21 protein-coding genes are annotated in these 17062 nt (G+C 63.5%); 6 read left to right on the top strand and 15 right to left on the bottom strand.

What is annotated here, in order from left to right:
• Positions 1-64 precede the first annotated feature (64 nt).
• Both IVA88_RS27315 and IVA88_RS27310 read right to left on the bottom strand, forming a co-directional pair.
• On the bottom strand, positions 65-283 hold the full coding sequence (locus tag IVA88_RS27315) for a hypothetical protein (protein ID WP_007605264.1): 219 nt from the start codon (positions 281-283) through the stop codon (positions 65-67).
• Between the two features lie 117 nt (positions 284-400).
• Entirely contained in the window at positions 401-1843 is a 1443-nt protein-coding gene (locus tag IVA88_RS27310; RefSeq protein WP_247500232.1) for a TAXI family TRAP transporter solute-binding subunit, read from the bottom strand.
• Positions 1844-2233: 390 nt separating this feature from the next.
• On the opposite strand from IVA88_RS27310, the gene IVA88_RS27305 reads away from it, so the two are divergent.
• Entirely contained in the window at positions 2234-2581 is a 348-nt protein-coding gene (locus IVA88_RS27305) for a DUF3307 domain-containing protein (protein WP_247500426.1), read from the top strand.
• A 262-nt stretch (positions 2582-2843) separates the two neighbouring features.
• Complete coding sequence (locus tag IVA88_RS27300; protein ID WP_247500231.1) at positions 2844-3242, top strand: hypothetical protein; 399 nt, start codon at positions 2844-2846, stop codon at positions 3240-3242.
• 54 nt (positions 3243-3296) lie between these two features.
• Here IVA88_RS27300 and IVA88_RS27295 read toward each other — a convergent pair whose 3' ends face one another.
• Positions 3297-3620: a YkgJ family cysteine cluster protein gene (locus tag IVA88_RS27295; protein WP_247500230.1), complete on the bottom strand. Its 324-nt coding sequence runs from the start codon at positions 3618-3620 to the stop codon at positions 3297-3299.
• 2 nt (positions 3621-3622) lie between these two features.
• On the bottom strand, positions 3623-4321 hold the full coding sequence (locus tag IVA88_RS27290; RefSeq protein WP_247500229.1) for a YafY family protein: 699 nt from the start codon (positions 4319-4321) through the stop codon (positions 3623-3625).
• A 113-nt stretch (positions 4322-4434) separates the two neighbouring features.
• Between IVA88_RS27290 and IVA88_RS27285 the strand changes: the two genes are divergently transcribed.
• Both IVA88_RS27285 and IVA88_RS27280 read left to right on the top strand, forming a co-directional pair.
• Positions 4435-4740 (top strand): hypothetical protein, encoded by a 306-nt coding sequence (locus tag IVA88_RS27285; RefSeq protein ID WP_247500228.1) that lies wholly within the window; start codon positions 4435-4437, stop codon positions 4738-4740.
• Between the two features lie 38 nt (positions 4741-4778).
• Positions 4779-5507 (top strand): glutathione S-transferase family protein, encoded by a 729-nt coding sequence (locus IVA88_RS27280; RefSeq protein WP_247500227.1) that lies wholly within the window; start codon positions 4779-4781, stop codon positions 5505-5507.
• Positions 5508-5658: 151 nt separating this feature from the next.
• Here IVA88_RS27280 and IVA88_RS27275 read toward each other — a convergent pair whose 3' ends face one another.
• The 11 genes from IVA88_RS27275 to IVA88_RS27225 form a co-directional block, all read right to left on the bottom strand.
• Positions 5659-6810, bottom strand: coding sequence for an ABC transporter substrate-binding protein (locus IVA88_RS27275; RefSeq protein WP_247500226.1), 1152 nt, complete (start codon positions 6808-6810; stop codon positions 5659-5661).
• Positions 6811-6900: 90 nt separating this feature from the next.
• On the bottom strand, positions 6901-7320 hold the full coding sequence (locus tag IVA88_RS27270) for a thioesterase family protein (RefSeq protein ID WP_247500225.1): 420 nt from the start codon (positions 7318-7320) through the stop codon (positions 6901-6903).
• 10 nt (positions 7321-7330) lie between these two features.
• Complete coding sequence (locus IVA88_RS27265) at positions 7331-8092, bottom strand: SDR family NAD(P)-dependent oxidoreductase (protein WP_247500224.1); 762 nt, start codon at positions 8090-8092, stop codon at positions 7331-7333.
• A 25-nt stretch (positions 8093-8117) separates the two neighbouring features.
• The gene (locus tag IVA88_RS27260; protein WP_247500223.1) at positions 8118-10001 is read right to left on the bottom strand and encodes a feruloyl-CoA synthase; all 1884 of its coding nucleotides are present in this window, start codon (positions 9999-10001) and stop codon (positions 8118-8120) included.
• Positions 9998-10807 carry a crotonase/enoyl-CoA hydratase family protein gene (locus tag IVA88_RS27255; RefSeq protein WP_247500222.1) on the bottom strand — a complete coding sequence of 270 codons (810 nt, stop codon included), beginning with the start codon at positions 10805-10807 and terminating at the stop codon, positions 9998-10000. The genes IVA88_RS27260 and IVA88_RS27255 overlap by 4 nt, the downstream gene beginning before the upstream one ends.
• Before the next feature lie 153 nt (positions 10808-10960).
• Positions 10961-11359, bottom strand: a complete 399-nt coding sequence (locus IVA88_RS27250) for a type II toxin-antitoxin system HicB family antitoxin (protein WP_247500221.1) — start codon at positions 11357-11359, stop codon at positions 10961-10963.
• 5 nt (positions 11360-11364) lie between these two features.
• Complete coding sequence (locus tag IVA88_RS27245) at positions 11365-11553, bottom strand: type II toxin-antitoxin system HicA family toxin (protein WP_247500220.1); 189 nt, start codon at positions 11551-11553, stop codon at positions 11365-11367.
• Positions 11554-11590: 37 nt separating this feature from the next.
• On the bottom strand, positions 11591-12052 hold the full coding sequence (locus tag IVA88_RS27240) for a DUF3237 domain-containing protein (RefSeq protein ID WP_247500219.1): 462 nt from the start codon (positions 12050-12052) through the stop codon (positions 11591-11593).
• A gap of 11 nt (positions 12053-12063) precedes the next feature.
• On the bottom strand, positions 12064-13383 hold the full coding sequence (locus IVA88_RS27235; protein ID WP_247500218.1) for a TRAP transporter permease: 1320 nt from the start codon (positions 13381-13383) through the stop codon (positions 12064-12066).
• A 2-nt stretch (positions 13384-13385) separates the two neighbouring features.
• Positions 13386-13895 carry a TRAP transporter small permease gene (locus IVA88_RS27230; RefSeq protein WP_247500217.1) on the bottom strand — a complete coding sequence of 170 codons (510 nt, stop codon included), beginning with the start codon at positions 13893-13895 and terminating at the stop codon, positions 13386-13388.
• 133 nt (positions 13896-14028) lie between these two features.
• The gene (locus tag IVA88_RS27225) at positions 14029-15045 is read right to left on the bottom strand and encodes a TRAP transporter substrate-binding protein (protein WP_247500425.1); all 1017 of its coding nucleotides are present in this window, start codon (positions 15043-15045) and stop codon (positions 14029-14031) included.
• Positions 15046-15255: 210 nt separating this feature from the next.
• Between IVA88_RS27225 and pobA the strand changes: the two genes are divergently transcribed.
• Positions 15256-16425: a 4-hydroxybenzoate 3-monooxygenase gene (gene pobA / locus IVA88_RS27220; RefSeq protein WP_247500216.1), complete on the top strand. Its 1170-nt coding sequence runs from the start codon at positions 15256-15258 to the stop codon at positions 16423-16425.
• Positions 16426-16640: 215 nt separating this feature from the next.
• On the top strand, positions 16641-17060 hold the full coding sequence (locus IVA88_RS27215; RefSeq protein ID WP_247500215.1) for a PaaI family thioesterase: 420 nt from the start codon (positions 16641-16643) through the stop codon (positions 17058-17060).
• Positions 17061-17062 lie beyond the last annotated feature (2 nt).

Here is a 17062-nt window from a genome sequence, read left to right as displayed (position 1 = left end):
GGCGCCAAAGTGCCTGCCCGAGCCGAGGCCGTCAACGACGGGGCGGCCGCCGGACGACGCGCCGCTACTTGAAATGCGGCGGTTCGTCGTAGCCGCGACGGCTGCTGAAGAACAGCAGCACCATCAAGCCTATGCCGACAAGAACGGAAAACCCGGCCCCCAGCGCCAGCGCCACATAACCTTCCGTCGGGATCGGCTCGCCCTCGACCGCCATCGCGGAATAAGCGAAATAGCCGACCGCCGCCAGCATTCCCAGCAGGAAGATGATGAGGAGTGCACGCATTCCGCGGTCTCCGGTTGTATCCGGGAGCAAACGGTTGTGGAGGGAGACGGTTCCCGGACCCGGGCCCGGTCGCTCGCGGAAACGCCGGCAGGCGACGCAGGTCATCAAATCGACAGGTCAGGCACTCTGAGCCGTCTTCACCACCACGAGATTGCTCTCGTCGTGCTGGGGAGGGGCCACATCCTGAGCGGCCTTCTCGCCCTCGCCGGCACGGCGCTTGAGGTAATCGCGGCGCATGCCGATCTCGTCGCGGACGAATTCGTAGCCGAGCTTGAAGGTGTCCAGCCCGTCCGTGCTGATCGTGCCGTCGCGCAAGCCGATGACCGCGCCGCGCAAGATGCCTTCCAGCTCGTCCTGGAGACATTCGAGCTGGTCCAGCGAATGAGCGTGTTCGATCCGCTCGCCGATGTCGAGGATAGCGGTGGAGAGCTCGCTGGCCTTCTCCGGCGCGATCCGCGTGATCTTGGCGTAGATCGCGGCGAAGATCGAACCGATGACGCTGAGCGCGGCGGCGCCCAGATACATCAGGTCGCTGTACTTATCCATGAACGACTTGGTGTCGTCGTTGATGTAGTCGGCCGCCCCTTGATGCGCCATCACGTAGGCGTCCTTCTCGACGGATGCCGGCTCGATCCTGCTGGCAAAGCCGCTGTCGAGCCCGAGCGCGGACTTGTTCTCGTAGACGACGCGCGCGAGTTCCCCGGCCGCCGTCGGCGACATCCTGGATTGGGCGACCAGCAACCATTCGAGCCCGATCGTATCGAGATCGTCATCGGGAATTTCCGGCGATGCCGACAGCGTGCCCGCCGTCAGCGTCTCGTTGGAAATGCCGGGAATCTTGCGCGCCAGCGCTTTCGCCTCGTCGATCGCGTTCAACGTGAAGCCGCCGCGCCTGGCGACCTGTTCATACGCCTTGTCCCGCACCGCCTTCGAGGCGTGGACGATGGCGACGACCGCGCCAAAGCCGCTTGCCGGCGCGAACAGCTTGTCCAGCGTGGCGCCCTGCGGCGCCATCTGGATCTTCGCGTCCGCACCGTCGGGAATGTCGAGGATGCCGCGGACGAAGGCGAGCGAGGATTCGTTGTCGGCGAGGACGGCGACCTTCTTCTTCTTCAGCTCGGCGAGTGACTTGATCTTCTTGTTCCCGGGCCCGAGCAGCAGCACGAGATCGTGCTCGAGGATCGCGAGTGTACGTGCCCGCAGTGGCACCTTGGCGTCGGTGCGCAGCACCGCGAGGTCGGCCTGCTTGCGATCGAACTGGGCGATCGCCTTGGCGTTGTCGGCGTTGTTGACGATCTTGATCCGGAAGCGCGAAGCGTTGTTCTTTAGGACGATGGCGAGCTTGGCTGCGAACAGCGCCTCGTCACTGTTGGGGCCGCCGACCGCAAAGATCAGCGTCTCCGAATTGTGCACCAGCATGCGGCCGCCCCAGACGGTAGCAAGCGACAACAGCAAGGTCAGCACGACGTAGAGAAAGACCTGCTGCTGATTGGTCTTGATCACCTTGGGTCGCCGGGGCGGTGGCTCGATCGGCGATGAGGTCGGGCCCTCAGTACTCATGGCAGCACTCTGGCCTTATGCTTCCGGTGGCGGACGGCTCGCCGATGCTGCGGTCGCCCTGTAATAAACGTCTGAAAAAAGAACGATATCTCTACCGACAATGATAGCGCGCAGGTCACGGAATGCAAATTTCGAGCCGAAGGTAACCTTACTCAACTCGGCCGCGGCGATTGGTCATCCTATCACCAGTTAGCCACAGTTGGCGATTTTCCGGTTCCCCCCGGCTGCATTCCGCCGCGGGAGGTGTCATAAATCGCAAGTCCCGGCGATTTGACCGGTCCAGGAAGAGGTTGCGCTGAACGCTCCAATCCTTCTTGTCACGTCAATGAGGGCGCCTTGTCGTTTCCACCCCTGTCATCGGCGGTTCCGGTCGAAGCCCTCATTGGTTGGATGTTGCTGCTCACGTTCAAGCACATCGTCGCCGATTTCGTGCTGCAGACCGCCTGGATGGCGCAGGGCAAGGACCAGAAGCACGGCTGGGCCTTGCCGCTTCTGGTGCACTGCCTGATTCACCTTGCGGTTGCGCTGCCGCTGATCCTGATCGTGGCGCCGAAATTCTGGTTTGTGGCATTCATCGACTTCGTGATCCACATCACGATCGATCGCGCCAAGGGTCTCGTCTCGGCCAATTTCGGCGTCGACCTTGCGCATCCCTGGTTCTGGACCCTGATCGGCGTCGACCAGGCCCTGCACCATCTGACCGGCTTCGGCCTCTCCATCTTCATGGCGGCGAACTGACGGACGGCAGCCTTGGGAGCGGGGCAATTGCTTATCCGCATTCACAACAGGTCGTCATGCCCGGGCTTGTCCCGGCATCCACGTTCTTCGGTTTCGTGGCTGGGCGTGGATGGCCGGGACAAGCCCGGCCATGACGCTGTGGAGGCATTTGCGCGCAATTGATTCGCGTCAGGGCGCAATAACTCCGGGTGACTACCGGGCAGCGTGGTTAACCTTTCATTAGAGAATTGCACTGCATCTTCCCCCACGAGGGAGAACTGCAATGTTTTCAAGCCGCGACGCCTTTGAAAGCGATTTCTGCCCGGTCCGCGACGAACTCCTTGGCGAAATGTATCGCGCCAGCGAGAGCGGCCTGCCGAGGCTGGTTGAGAGTGTTTCCCCAGACGCACGCGCCAAGCTGGCGCTGTTCTGCTATCGGCGCAGCCATCTGCACTCGCTGGCGGTCGCGATCGCAGGCAGCTGCAACGAGCGCGACCTGATCGAGAACGGCGGCCGCGTCGGCTCGACGCTCTACGCGCTGTCGCGCGAGGGCGCGGCGAAATCCTCGCCGTCGCTGTCGGGTGGCCGCAAGCCGATCACGCTGTCGAACAAGCCGCTCTCGGTGCTCGCACCGCTGGACGACGAGATCGACGACGAGATCAGCGAAGCCGTCCCCGCCTAAGCCTCATTTGCTGGCGCATGATCTTGACCGAAAACCGCTGCACACTTTTCCGGATCATGCGCTCGCGATAATCGGCAGTCCGAATTTCCGTCGCGCCATCGCGCATTCGGCATCGCCCGGCATGCAGGTGCGGCACACCTCCGGCCGCACTTCATAAATGCCGCAGGCCGTCTGCTTTCCGATCTCTCCCTGCAACGCCGAACAGCGATCGCCCTCGCAGCGCATGCCGGATTGACGCGCGTTGACGAGCGCCTCCGGGATTGCCGCAAGCTCCTCGTCGCTCTCGATCGAGAAGCGCGGCCAGTTCGCCGAATAGCCGCAGCAGGCGCCGCAACTCTGGCAACAGCTCGACAGGTCGACGGGGGAGTTCTCGTCCATCGTCACGTGTCCTTTGGTGGGCCCCAGACCAGGCTCTGCCGCCATTTTGCGCGCAGCACATCGCGCCGCTCCGGATATCTCTCGTCGGGATAGCTCGCCTCCACCACGCGGTCGGTGCGGAAGCTGCGGAAGTCGCCGCGTAGCTCGCACCAGGCCGCGAGCAGGCGCACGGCTTCGAGATAGCCGATCGAAATCGGCCAGATCATGCGCTCGCTGGCGCGGCCCTGCTCGTCGCGATAGCGCAGCATGATCTTCTTGCCTTCGTGAATCTGGGTGCGCGTGCGTGCCATGTCCAGGCGGTCCGGCTCCCTGTTCCAGCTCGGCCGGGCCCGGCTTGCCGGCTCCAGCACGAAGGGGCGCAGGCGCTCAGGGACAGTGTCGGCGATCTTGGCCATCAAATCTTCAGCTGCGCGCGCCAGCGCGGGATCGGCATGGCCGGCGACCCATTGTGCCCCCAGCACCGCCGCCTCGATCTCGTCGGGTGTCAGCATCAATGGCGGGAGGTCAAAACCCTTTTCCAGGATGTAGCCCATGCCGGCTTCACCGCGAATCGGCACGCGCTGGCCGATCAGCGTGGCGATGTCGCGATAGATCGTGCGCTTCGAGGTCTCGAGCTCGGCCGCGATGGCGTCCGCCGTCATTGGTTTACGCGTGCGTCTCAGCACCTGGATGATTTGAAACAGCCGGTCGGCGCGTCTCATGACTGGTCTCTTGTCGGTGGTTTTTTCAGAAGGCGGCGCGCGGCTGCTGACAGGATGTTGGCAGCAGGGGAGTTCTATACCGGGACAACACGTCGACTGAAGAGGATTTGTCCATGATCATTCCAACCCATTTCGGCCCGGCGGCCGCGCCTTGGCGGATCCAGCCTTTGCAGGTCCCGCCTTTGCAAGTCTCGTCTTTGCAAGTCCGGGCTTGGTACGCGTGGGCGTTCAGCCGTCTCGTATCGCTTGATCTCATGGTCGTCGACCTCCGCCTTGCGCTCGCGACCGTGGTGGCTCGCTCGTTGGTCCAGGCCGCGGACGCGCTGGTCCGTCATGTCATGGCCCGCGCCTGGCGAGGGGCCCGTTTCGCAGAAGATATCACGGCTGCTGCCACCATGGTGGCAGCAGCCCGCGGTTAAGTTCCCTCAACTCTTTCGGTCGTTTCAGGAGAGCCTTCATGATCACGCTTTACGGCTTTGGCGCCGGCTTCGGGCTGCCGGAAATCAGCCCCTTCGTCACCAAGACGGAGGTCCAGCTCAAGATGGCGGGCTTGCCCTACCGGAAGGAGCGGGCGATGCCGCCTGCCTCTCCCAAGGGGCAGCTGCCTTTCATCGACGATGGCGGCGAGGCGGTGGCCGATTCTACCTTCATCCGCGCCCATATCGAGCGTCGCTACGGCTTCGATTTCGATGCCGGCCTCTCACTCGTCGAGCGCGCGCAGGCCTGGGCATTCGAGCGCATGATCGAGCATCACGTTTATTTTGCGCTGGTCGGGGCGCGCTGGGTCGACCCGGTAAACTTCGCCAAAGGCCCTGCGCATTTCTTCGACGGCGCGCCGGAGCACAATCGCGAGAAGCTGCGAGAGGACGCGCAATTCCGTGTCGCCGAGAACTACCTGCTCTCCGGACTCGGCCGCCACGCGCCCGATGACGACGTCGATCTCGCCGTGCGATCGCTGTTTGCGCTCTCGGTGCAGCTCGGCGACAAGTCCTATCTGATGGGGAACAAGCCCTGCGGCGTCGATGCCACCGCCTTCGGAGCACTCGCCGGCATCCTGACGCCGTTCTTCGAATCCGGACTGCGCCGTCGCGCCGAAGGATTTCCGAACCTCACCGCCTATGTCGACCGAATGATGGACAATTACTATCCGGAGTTCGCCTGGACCCCGCTGCGGCAGGCGGCCTGAGGCGCGCGGCGCGTCCGCAAGCTCGCTGCAACCTCGCCCGCTTGCGGGAGAGGGAGCGCAGCAAAGTCGGAGCCGCAACTCGATCTCAAATTCAAAACAAAAGAGCCGGCCTATCCGGCCGGCTCTCGTCGTCTTAATCCTGCCGCCGCGCCTACTTCACGAGCACGTACTTGCCGTTCTTCACCGTGAGCAGGATGCGCGAGCGGTCGTCGAGGCCGTAGCGGTCCTTTTCGGTGAAATTGTAGACGCCCTGGCTTGCGGCCAATTCCTTCTCCGACAGCAGTGCCTGGCGGATCGCTTCGCGGAATTCCGGCGTGCCGGGCTTCGCCGTCTTGAGTGCCGCCGGAATGACGCGCTTGAGAATCTCGAAGGCGTCATAGGAATGGCCGGCGAACTGGCTTCGGCTGCTCGGGCCGTACTTGCCTTCATAGGCGGCGTTGAGCGCGAGGCCCGGCTTCTTGGTGGCTGCCTCGTCCGGCTGGTCTTCCGGATCCATCACCGGACCCGCGGCCATCAACACGCCCTCGGCGGCCTTACCCGCGATGCGGATGAAGTCCATGCTGGCGGCGCCATGGGTCTGGTAGATCAGGCCCTGATAGCCGCGTTCGCGCAGCTCGGTCTGCGGCAGCGCGGCCGCGGTGCCGGAGGCGCCGACCAGGATGGCGTCGGGATTGGCGGCGACGAGCTTCAGCACCTGACCGGTCACTGACGTATCAGGACGGGCAAACCGCTCCTCATCGGCGATGGTCATGCCCATCGGCACGCCCTGGGCCTTGAAGTCGTTGAACCAGAGGTCGCCATAGGAGTCGGAATAGCCGATATAGCCGACCGTCTTCACGCCCTTCGACTTCATGTGCTCGTAGAGCACCTTGCCCATGATCGGGATCGGCTGCGGCATCGCCACGGACCACTTCATGCGCTCCGGCGTGATCGGGAAGGGCGCGAGGCCGAAATGCGGAATGCCGGCTTCGTTGGCGACGTTGGACACCGCGATGGTCGGCGGCGTCAGCGCCGAGCCCATGATGATGTCGGCCTTGGATTCGGTCACGAAGCGGCGGGCGTTGGTGGTCGCGGTGGTGGGATCGCCGCCGTCGTCGAGCACGATCACCTTCAGCGGCACGCCGCCGATCTCCTTCGGCACGAACTCCAGCGCATTGCGCTCGGGAATGCCCAGCGCTGCGCCGGGGCCGGTCGTGGTGGTGGTGATACCGATCGTGACTTCGGTGGTCTGGGCCAGCGCGGGCAGGGCCGGCAGCGCAAGCGCGGCCGCGGTCACGGCAGCGGTCAGGTAAAAGCGTTTCATCTATTCCTCCCTTTATGTGTTTCTTTGAAAGCAGAAATCGGGGGGTAATTCAGCCCCCTCTTTGGGTGATGTGGCGATTTAGCTCCCGACCTAACTCCCCGTGAATTTGGCTACCATTTCCGCAGGGAACGGTGCCGATTTCAGTTTGTCGGGGTTAACGGGGTCGCGGCCGACCAGGACACGGGTCTCAAATCCCTCGATCGCCAGCGCCTCGCCCTTGTAGACGCTGTGCTTCACCTCGAAGCTCGACCGCTTGATGCTCTCGATCTTCGTTTCGACGGTGATCCAGTCGCCATAAGTCGAGGGGATGTAGAACTTGGCGCGCGTGTCGACCATGGGAATGCCCACCAGGCCGTATTTTTTGACCAAATCCTGCTTGGAGAAGCCGGCGACCTCGAACAGGGTCGACGTCGAATCGTCGAACATCGCGAAATAGCGCGGGTAATAGACGATATTGGCGGGGTCGCAGTCGCCCCACTGGATCTGGACGTCGCGCCGGTTCACGAACATATGTCGCGTCCTATTTCGGCGCCATGCGCAGCGAGCCGTCGAGGCGCACCACTTCGCCGTTCAGGTACGAATTCTCGACCATGTGCAGCGCCAGTGCCGCGAACTCGTCGGCGTGGCCGAGCCGGCGCGGGAACGGGATGGCGGCCGCGAGCGAGTCCTGGGCTTCCTGCGGCAGGTTGGCGAGCAGCGGCGTGAGGAACAGACCGGGCGCGATGGTCAGCACGCGGACGCCGAACTGCGCCAGCTCACGCGCGATCGGCAGCGTCATGCCGACGATGCCGCCCTTCGAGGCCGAATAGGCCGATTGCCCGATTTGGCCGTCATAGGCGGCAACGGAAGCCGTATTGATGATGACGCCGCGCTCGCCGGTCGCCTGCGGCTCGAGTTTTGACATCTCGGTCGCGGCGAGGCGCAGCATGTTGAAGGTTCCGATCAGGTTGACCTTGATGACCTTGTCGAAATCGGCGAGCGCCATCGGGCCGTCGCGGCCTACGACGCGCTTGGCAACGCCGATGCCGGCGCAATTGACCAGCACGCGGGCCGGACCATGCGCCTTGCTCGCCTGCGCGATCGCAGCTTCGGCGGAGGCGGCATCGGAGACGTCGCAAGTCACGGCCACCCCCTTGATCTCGGCCGCAACGGTTTCAGCGAGCTTGGCATTGAGATCGCACACCGCGACCTTGGCGCCCTGCGCCGCCAGTTTTCGCGCAGTCGCCGCGCCCAGTCCCGATGCGCCGCCCGTGACGATGACTGCCTGATCCTTCAACAACATGGCGTTCTCCCTTAGCGATGATTTCTTAGCCGACCGATATCACACGGTCGGATGGATTGGCAGCGTAGAGCTCCTCGATCAGCAGGCTGCGATGCTCGAGCACCGCGCGCTGGTTGATCGAGCCCTTGTCGGTGACTTCGCCCTTGTCGATGGACAGTGGTGTGTCCATGAGGATCGCGCGCGTGATCCGCGTCGAGGAGCCGGTGGCTTCGCCGAGAAAACGGGTCAGCCGTTCGCGGAAAGCCTCGCGCACCAGCCGGTCGCGGGTCGCGACGACGAGATCGTCCGCCGGCAGCGTCGGGTTGATCAGCCGGCAGCCGTCGAGATCGAGCACGACGAGCGCGGAGACCTCGTCGCGGTTGATGCCGGCGATGACGACGTCGCGCACCAGTGGCGCGCAGGCCGCAACGAAGCGTGCGCGCAAAGGGCCGACGCTGACCCAGGTGCCGCTGCCGAGCTTGAAATCCTCACCGATGCGGCCGTCGAAATCGAAGCCGGCGTTGAGATCATCGGGATCGACGGGCTTGAGCGCATCGCCGAGCTTGTAGAAGCCTTCTTCGTCGAACGATTTTGCGGTGATGTCGGGCTGGCGCCAGTAGCCGGGCATCACGTTCGGACCCTTGCAACGCACTTCCAGCTTGCCGTTGTTCGGCACCAGCTTGGCGTCATTGCCCGAGACCGGCAGCCCGACATGGCCGGAGCGGCTGGTGCGCGGGTTGACCGACATGAAGAACGGCGCGGTCTCGGTTGCACCTAAGCCGGTCAGCATCGGCACGCGGTAGCCTTTTTCCTTCGCCGCGAGCTCGTCGAGGCTGTTCCAGACGAACGGCGACAGCGCCGCGCCCGAGAAGAACATCGCATGCAGCCGGTCGAAGAATTTTGCGCGCAGGCCCTGGTCGTCGCGCAAATATGGCAGCAGCGACTCGTAACCCTTGGGCACGTTGAAATAAACCGTCGGCGAAATCTCCTGGAGATTGCGCACGGTTTCCTCGATGCCTCCGGGCACCGGCTTGCCGGCATCGAGATACATCGAGCCGCCATTGTAGAGTGTCAGCCCGATATTGTGGTTGCCGCCAAAGGTGTGATTCCAGGGCAACCAGTCGATGATGACGGGTGGCTCGTCCTTGAGGAAGGCGAGCGTCTCGCGCAGCATCACCTGGTTGGCGCAGATCATGCGCTGGGTGTTGATGACGGCCTTGGGATTGCCGGTCGAGCCCGAGGTCAGCAGGAATTTCGCGATGGTGTCGGGGCCGATCCTGCCGTGGACCTCGTCCAGATCGCCGCGGATCGGCGTCGCCATGAGGTCGGCGAGCAAGGTGACGTCTCGGCCCGGCACGCGGCCGTAGGACGCAGCGATCTCGGTGCCAAGCGAGACGTTGGCCGCGAGCGCGTCGGCGAACTTGTCGGCGTCCTCGGCGAAGACGAGGCCGGGTGTCAGCAGCTTCATGAGGTAGGACAGCTTGCCGTAATCCTTCGACACCAGCGAGTAGGCCGGCGACACCGGGCAGAACGGAATGCCGGCATAGAACGCGCCGAACGCCAGCAATGCGTGGTCGATCGAATTGCCGGAGAGGATGACGACCGGCCGCTCCGCCGACAGCCCGCGCGCAATCAGGCCTGAGGCGATGTGCCGGCTGGCTGCGAGCAGCTCGGCGTAGCTGATCTTGCGCCAGCCGCGGTTGCCTTCGCGCTCGGCCATGAAGACGCGGTCCGGCGTCGTCTTCGCCCAATGATGCAGGCGGTCGGTGATGCGGACCGGGTAGTCGCAGAGTGGCTGTTTGGGCCGCAGGTAAATCGTGCCGTCGTCGCGCCGCTCGATATTGACGACGGGATCGCCGAACGAAATGGGCCGCAGCGGGGAAGTGCTCGCGCCGCGCTCCATGCTGGAAGAGGACGGCTGCGCGCTCATGATTTCGGTTTCACCTTTGCGGTCTTGTGCTCGAGGAACTCGCGGATCCTGCGTTTTGCCTCTTTGTCGCTCTGCGCCACCGTCGCCATCAGCGATTCCATCAGGAGACCGGTCTGCGGATTGGCTTCGGCGATCATCGGTAGCGCCTGGAGCACGGCGAAGTTCGTCAGTGGCGCGTTGGAGGCAACCTTGGTCGCAAGCTCCATTGCCTTGCCGAGGCCGTTGCCGGCCTCCGTGACATATTGCGCAAAGCCGTAGGAGGCGCCTTCGGTCGCGGAATAGACCCGGCCGGTCAGCATCATGTCCATCATCCTGGCGACGCCGATCAGCCGCGGCAGGCGCACCGAACCGCCGCCGCCGACGAAGATGCCGCGCTGCCCCTCCGGCAGCGCGAAATAGGTCGAGGGCTCGGCGACGCGGATATGCGCCGCGCAGGCGAGCTCCAGCCCGCCGCCGATCACGGCGCCCCTCAGCGCCGCGATCACGGGCACCCGGCTGTACTGGATGCGGTCGAACACCCGGTGCCACATTTGAGAATGCAGAAGTCCGCCGGTGGCGTCATGGTCGGTCAGCTCGGACAGGTCGAGACCGCTTGAGAAATGGTCGCCGATGCCGTGGATGACGACCGCGCCGATATCCTCGGGCAAGGAGGCAAAGCACTCGCCGATTTCCAGGATGATGCCGTCGTTGAGCGCATTACGCTTGGCCGGCCGGTTCAGACCGACGGTCAAAACCCGGTCCGCCCGCTCGATCCTCAAAAGCCCGGAGGCGCCCGCGTCAGCGGTCTCGGCGTTTCCCTGTGTCATTTGCGTCCTTGTCAGAATAGTTATGTTGTATAACGAATTTCGGGGGAGTCAAGAAGCGGTCGCGGGTGCGTGGCAGGGACCCTCCTCGAACCCCGGGAAGAGAGCAGGCCGTCGGTCGCCGCATCGGGCGCAATGTTCCGGAAGCGAAGCGCCTCAGGCTGCGTCGGTAATGAGCTTCTTCGCGGCCTGAGCGAGCAGGCCTGATCGCGTGTAGCCGTTGGCCGCGGCGTATTTGTCGATTTGCTCCAGGACATCTCCGGGCAGGGTGACATTGACGCGCACGACCTTTGGCTGGTCGTCCTTCACCGACACCAGAATGGCGACGCCGGAGCGGTTCTCGGGCGTCGACATGATCTCTTCGAGCGAGGAAGGCTCTGGGATCGCTTCTCCGTCTACGGCCAAGCCTTCGAGATGAAACGCCAGCGCTTCCTCAGCCATGTCACGCGCTTCGTCGAGCGTGGTCCCTGCGGTGATGAGGCCCGGCAAATCGGGAAACGACACGCCGAAATCGCTGTCGGCGTCCTTATGGATAAGACCAATGTAATGGCGCATGGGGCTTACCTCAGTTTCAGGCCGGATTGCTTTTCAATACTCTTCAGCGTTCCGAGAGGGACGTCCCGTTTCAGATGAGGGACCGTGACGCGGCCCTGTTTCGCGGGGTGTTTGAACTGAACGTGGCTGCCCTTCTGAGTCACTTGGACCCAGCCATCCCGCTGAAGGGCCGAGATAATGTCCCGGCTATTCATGGTGTGTATTTATACACATTCGATGGAGCTGTCAATGTCACATCACTTGATGCACGTCGATCACGACGCGATCCGCATGGCGCGCGGCTGAGCCGACGAAGATGTGCTGCATCAGCCAGCGGTACTTTTCATGTCCGGTCTCGAATTTCGGCACGGTGCGGAAATAGATCAGTTTCGGGTCCACCGGCTCGCCGCGCTTGAGCTTCTGCAACAGCTCGACCGGGCCGAAGCGCATGCCCTTGTTCTCGACATAGACGATGGCACCGTCGTCGGTTTCGAAGGCGTACTTCGCTTCGAGATCAATTAGCTCGTTCGGGCGGATGGTCTGGAAATCGGCGCCAAACGGCAGCACCTTGCCGGTGATCGTGCCCGTCACCTCGCCACCGAGGATCGGGATGATGCGGCGAATGCCGATGCCGGTCTCGCCGGCGGTGACGACGTCGCCGATCCCAGCGGTGATGGTGAAGACGTATTTTGTCTCAAGCACCGGTGTGGTCATGGCGTCGCCTCTCAATGCGCCATCATCCGCGTCGGCAGCCATGTCGCCAGCAGCGGGAAGGCGATCAGGATCACCAGGCGCACGAGGTCCGTCGCCACGAACGGGATTACGCCCTTGAAGATCGTGGAGAAGGAGACGTCCTTCACCACGCTTTTGATGACAAAGACGTTCATGCCCACCGGCGGGTGGATCAGGCCGAGCTCGACCGTCATGACGATGATGACGCCGAACCAGATCGGATCGAAGCCGAGATGCATGATCACGGGGAAGATGATCGGCACGGTGAGGATGATCATCGCCATCGCGTCCATCAGGCAGCCGAGCACGAGATACATCACCATGATCAGCGTCAGCACGCCGTAGGGACCGAGACCGAGTCCGGTGAGGAACTCGGTCACCTTCTGCGGGGTCTGCGTCACCGTGAGGAAATAGCCGAAGATCAAGGCGCCGATCAGCACGGTGAACACCGCGGCCGCCGTGCGCGTCGCCTGCAGCAGCGAGGCCAGGATCTTCTCGCGGTCGAGGCGGCCCGTCAGCACGCCAATGATGAAGGCGCCGGCCGCGCCGACGCCGCCGGCTTCCGTCGGCGTGAAGCGCGGCAAATAGGGCAGGCCGTACAGTCCGCCGATCACGAACACGAACAGCAGCACCGGCGCCCAGATCTCCTTCAGGCCGGCGAAGCGCTCGCGCCACGGTGTCACCTTGCCCTTGGGCAAGAAGTCCGGCCGGAAATAGCCGATCAGGAAGATCGTGATCATGTACATCGTCATCGCCAGGATGCCGGGGATGATGCCGGCGATGAACAGCTTGCCGATGTCCTGCTCGGTGATGATGCCGTAGACGGCGAGCACGGTCGAGGGCGGCAGCATCGCGCCCAGCGTGCCACCGGCGGCGATCACGCCGGTGGCAAAGGATTGCGGATAGCCGAAACGGCGCATCTCGGGGTAAGCGACCGCGGAGAAGGTGGCGGCGGTCGCGACGGAAGACCCGCAGATCGCGGCAAAGCCGCCGCAGGCGCCGACGGTGGCGATGCCGAGCCCGCCGCGCAGATGCCCGACAAAGCCGTTGGCGGCGCGGAACAGCTCCCGGCTCATGCCGGAATTGCTGACGAAGGAGCCCATCAGCAAGAACATCGGGATGACGCCGAAGGTGTAGTCGGTCACCGTGCGCATCGACGTCTGGCCGACCAGCTTCAGCGCCGGCGTGGCGCCGACGAGGTAGGAGAAGCCGGAGACGCCGACGAGGCCCATGGCCATGCCGACGGGCACGCGCAGCAGCATCAGGGCGAACAGGGAAACGAAGCCGATAACGGCGACGGCATCGGTGCTCATGATTACTCCGTCGCCTTCAGCTTGGGGTCGTGCATCTCTTCGGGATGGAATATCAACCGATAGGTGCGGATCGCGATCAGCAGCACGGCCGAGACGTCGCCGATCCAGGCGATCGCGAAGAACGGCCAGCTCGGCATGTGCATGTCGAAGGTCTGGACGTTGTCGTTGTAGGTGCCGCGCACCTTGTCGAACAGCGTCCAGGTCTGCACCGTGACGACGAACAGCAGCACCAGTGTTGCGAACACGTCGATCCAGCGCTGGTAGCGTGGCCCGACATTGCCCCAGACCAGGTCGACCGTGATGTGGGTGCCGCGGTAGGAGGTCGCGGCGATGCCCCAGAAGATGAGGATGCCGAGCAGCATGCGGCCGATGTCGAAACTGTCGGGGATCGCGTAGTTCAGCGTGTTGCGCAGCAGCACCGACAGGAAGATGTCGAGCGCGACGATGCCGACGAAGGCCGCTGCGATCCATTCGATCGAATCGATAACGCGATCCATCCAGCTGCGCTTCATGGGAGCTTCCTAAAACATGTCATCCTCAGCGGCGAGAAGGGGAGGACGCGCGGTGCGCTCCTCAGGTCTCGGCCCGCTTGCAGAACAACGGCGGCGAGAGGTATCCCGCCGTCGCATGTGTTTCGACGAAGCGCTACTCCGCCAGCGCGTTGTACTTCTTCAGCGAGGCCTTCAGTTCGCTAAGCGCCGCGTCCGGATCCGCGCCGGTCTTCTTGGCGCCGTCGGACCAGGTCTTCACCAGCGGCTCGGCGGCCTTCTTCCAGGTGGCGGTCTGCTCGGGCGTCAGCTTGTAGACCTCGTGATCGGTCTGCGCCTTGACCTTGTCGATACCGGTATCCTCGAACTTGCCCCAGTACTCGCCGACCACGCCGGCCATGTCGATCGTGCAATTCTTGTCGATCGCGGCCTTCTGCTTTTCCGACATCGCATTGTACTTGTCCTTGTTCATGACGAACACGAAGGTCGTGGTGTAGAGCGGCGCCTCCATGTCGTACTTGGTCACCTTGTCGATGCCGAACAGCACCAGCGAGCCCCAGGGGAAGGTGACGCCGTCGGCGACGCCGCGCTCGATGATGTCGCGCACTTCGGGCGCGGAGGACTGCACATTGGTGCCGCCGAGCGAGGTGACGAAATTCGCCATGGTGGCGTGGGCGGGGCGGATCTTGAGGCCCTTCACGTCCTCCGGCATCACGATCTTCTTGGTCTTGGAGTGGAAGGAAGAGGGCGAGTGGACGAAGGCGAGGCAGTATTTGACGTCCTTCATCTCCTTCTCGGCATATTTGCGATACCACGCGTCCAGACCCATCGAGCCGCCCTTGGCGTCCGAGATCAGGAACGGCAATTCGCCGGCGCCGATGATCGGGAAACGGCCGGGCTGGTACCCCGGATTGACGTAGGTGACGTCGGCGATGCCGTCGCGCGCCATGTCGTAATGGTCGAATGCCTTGCCCATCTGCTGGGCCGGAAACACCTTGCCCTTGATGGTGCCGCCGGAATCCTTCTCGACCGCGGCGGCCCAATCCTCCAGCGATTTCTGCAGCGGATGCGAGGCCGGCACCCAGTGCGAGATCTTCAGATCGAAGGTCTTGTCCTGCGCGAACGCAGGGCTCACGCTTGTTGCCAGCAGCAACGCCAGACAGGCTTTCCTCATCACGTGTCTCTCCCTCTTTTGACGGCGGGCTTCGATGGCCCGGTCTCGTTAATTAACATGTTATCTAATTGGTCGGCGCGTTCAAGCCGGAACTGGCGTGCCGCCGCGCGCTCCCCTTTTTCTCAACGGTTATATGATATAATTATCGTGCGCGGAGGGCTGCGACAAGCGAGCCGCGCCGAAAGCCTACAGGATCGGGAGGAGCAAGTATTGCGGACAAAGGTCGCAATCATCGGGGCAGGGCCGGCCGGATTGTTGCTTGGGCAACTGCTGCACGGTTACGGCATCGACAATGTCATTCTGGAGCGGCAGAGCCCGGACTATGTGCTCGGCCGCATCCGCGCCGGGCTGCTGGAGGAGGGAACCGTCGCGCTGCTCGACCAGATCGGCGCCGGCGCGCGGGCGCATGCCGAAGGCTTGGTGCATGAAGGGATCGAGCTCGCCTTCTCGGGTCGCCGTCACCGCATCGACATGAAGGCTGCGACCGGCAAGACGGTCATGATCTACGGCCAGACCGAGGTCACGCTCGACTTGATGAATGCGCGCAAGGCCGCCGGTCTCATTTCGGTCTACGAGGCCAAGGACACGCAGCCACATGATTTTGATGGCGGTCACCCGCGCGTAACCTACGCGAAAGACGGCGTCACCCACACGCTCGATTGCGATTTCGTCGCCGGTTGCGATGGCTTTCACGGGATCAGCCGCGCCAGCGTTCCGGCTTCCGCGATCGAGGAGTTCGAGCGCGTCTATCCGTTCGGCTGGCTCGGCATCCTCTCCGATACGCCGCCGGTCAGCCATGAGCTGATCTATTCCAACCACGCCCGCGGCTTTGCGCTGTGCACCATGCGTTCGACCAGGCGCAGCCGTTACTATGTGCAGTGCGCACTCGACGATCATGTTGACCAATGGCCGGACGACCGCTTCTGGGACGAGCTCAGGCGCCGGCTTGACCAGGATGCCGCGGACAGTCTCATCACAGGTCCCTCGATCGAGAAGAGCATTGCGCCGCTGCGCAGCTTCGTCGCCGAGCCGATGCGCTTCGGCAGGATGTTCCTGTGCGGCGATGCCGCCCATATCGTCCCGCCGACCGGCGCCAAAGGGCTGAACCTCGCCGCGAGCGACGCGCACTATCTGTCGAGCGCATTTCGCGAGTTCTATGACGAGAAGTCGAGCGCCGGGATCGACGCCTATTCCGCCAAGGCGCTGGCAAGGGTCTGGAAAGCCGTGCGCTTCTCCTGGTGGATGACCTCGATGCTGCACAAATTCCCCGACACCGGCACCATCGGCGCCCGCATCCAGCTCGCCGAGCTCGACTACGTCACGCAGTCGCAGGCCGCGATGACCTCGCTATCGGAGAATTACGTGGGGCTGCCGTTTTAAGGAGCGAGGCCGGCGCCACAGGCTCCGTCATTGCGAGCGCAGCGAAGCAATCCAGACTGCTCCCGCGGAGGGACTCTGGATTTGCTTCGCTGCGCTCGCAATGACGGCGGAGGTCTTATTCAAACACCCACGCAAATATCGTTTAAAACTTTGTAGGTGGTGCATCTGTCGCGTTCGCCGCGTTCAATGGCGGCAGCCACCATCGTGAGACAGTCATGACCAGCACCGACATTCCTGCCGGCTTCGAGCCGCATTTCCGAAAAGCTCCACTCACCGATCCGTGGGAGCCGCTTTACTCCAGGAAGACCGACAGGGGCGTCACCGTGGGATTGCGGCTGGCGAAGCCGCACACCAATGCGCGCGGGCTGATCCATGGCGGCCTGATCGCAGCACTGGCTGATGCCGCCATGGGCTACAGCTGCGCGCAGGCGACGGGCTGGACGACCTCGTTGGTCACGATCTCGCTGTCGGTTGATTATGTCGGCGCCGGCGAGATCGGCCAATGGCTCGCGGTCGAGGGTGAGGCGATCAAGACCGGCAGCACGATCTGTTTCGCACAGTGCCTCGCGAAGGCCGACGACGCCGTGATCGCGCGGGCCAGTGGCACCTTTCGCGTGGTGCCGAAGAAGGGGTGACG

The sequence above is a fragment of the Bradyrhizobium sp. 149 genome (genome assembly GCF_023073915.1).
Lineage (GTDB): Bacteria > Pseudomonadota > Alphaproteobacteria > Rhizobiales > Xanthobacteraceae > Bradyrhizobium.
Note: the sequence above shows the minus strand (reverse complement) of the source record. Positions and strands in the feature narration are given on the sequence as shown.

What these genes read in the sequence shown, in the direction of transcription:
- IVA88_RS27315 (WP_007605264.1), bottom strand. Translation starts at nt 283, where the DNA reads ATGCGTGCACTCCTCATCATCTTCCTGCTGGGAATGCTGGCGGCGGTC.
- IVA88_RS27310 (WP_247500232.1), bottom strand. Translation starts at nt 1,843, where the DNA reads ATGAGTACTGAGGGCCCGACCTCATCGCCGATCGAGCCACCGCCCCGG.
- IVA88_RS27305 (WP_247500426.1), top strand. Translation starts at nt 2,234, where the DNA reads ATGTTGCTGCTCACGTTCAAGCACATCGTCGCCGATTTCGTGCTGCAG.
- IVA88_RS27300 (WP_247500231.1), top strand. Translation starts at nt 2,844, where the DNA reads ATGTTTTCAAGCCGCGACGCCTTTGAAAGCGATTTCTGCCCGGTCCGC.
- IVA88_RS27295 (WP_247500230.1), bottom strand. Translation starts at nt 3,620, where the DNA reads ATGGACGAGAACTCCCCCGTCGACCTGTCGAGCTGTTGCCAGAGTTGC.
- IVA88_RS27290 (WP_247500229.1), bottom strand. Translation starts at nt 4,321, where the DNA reads ATGAGACGCGCCGACCGGCTGTTTCAAATCATCCAGGTGCTGAGACGC.
- IVA88_RS27285 (WP_247500228.1), top strand. Translation starts at nt 4,435, where the DNA reads ATGATCATTCCAACCCATTTCGGCCCGGCGGCCGCGCCTTGGCGGATC.
- IVA88_RS27280 (WP_247500227.1), top strand. Translation starts at nt 4,779, where the DNA reads ATGATCACGCTTTACGGCTTTGGCGCCGGCTTCGGGCTGCCGGAAATC.
- IVA88_RS27275 (WP_247500226.1), bottom strand. Translation starts at nt 6,810, where the DNA reads ATGAAACGCTTTTACCTGACCGCTGCCGTGACCGCGGCCGCGCTTGCG.
- IVA88_RS27270 (WP_247500225.1), bottom strand. Translation starts at nt 7,320, where the DNA reads ATGTTCGTGAACCGGCGCGACGTCCAGATCCAGTGGGGCGACTGCGAC.
- IVA88_RS27265 (WP_247500224.1), bottom strand. Translation starts at nt 8,092, where the DNA reads ATGTTGTTGAAGGATCAGGCAGTCATCGTCACGGGCGGCGCATCGGGA.
- IVA88_RS27260 (WP_247500223.1), bottom strand. Translation starts at nt 10,001, where the DNA reads ATGAGCGCGCAGCCGTCCTCTTCCAGCATGGAGCGCGGCGCGAGCACT.
- IVA88_RS27255 (WP_247500222.1), bottom strand. Translation starts at nt 10,807, where the DNA reads ATGACACAGGGAAACGCCGAGACCGCTGACGCGGGCGCCTCCGGGCTT.
- IVA88_RS27250 (WP_247500221.1), bottom strand. Translation starts at nt 11,359, where the DNA reads ATGCGCCATTACATTGGTCTTATCCATAAGGACGCCGACAGCGATTTC.
- IVA88_RS27245 (WP_247500220.1), bottom strand. Translation starts at nt 11,553, where the DNA reads ATGAATAGCCGGGACATTATCTCGGCCCTTCAGCGGGATGGCTGGGTC.
- IVA88_RS27240 (WP_247500219.1), bottom strand. Translation starts at nt 12,052, where the DNA reads ATGACCACACCGGTGCTTGAGACAAAATACGTCTTCACCATCACCGCT.
- IVA88_RS27235 (WP_247500218.1), bottom strand. Translation starts at nt 13,383, where the DNA reads ATGAGCACCGATGCCGTCGCCGTTATCGGCTTCGTTTCCCTGTTCGCC.
- IVA88_RS27230 (WP_247500217.1), bottom strand. Translation starts at nt 13,895, where the DNA reads ATGAAGCGCAGCTGGATGGATCGCGTTATCGATTCGATCGAATGGATC.
- IVA88_RS27225 (WP_247500425.1), bottom strand. Translation starts at nt 15,045, where the DNA reads ATGAGGAAAGCCTGTCTGGCGTTGCTGCTGGCAACAAGCGTGAGCCCT.
- IVA88_RS27215 (WP_247500215.1), top strand. Translation starts at nt 16,641, where the DNA reads ATGACCAGCACCGACATTCCTGCCGGCTTCGAGCCGCATTTCCGAAAA.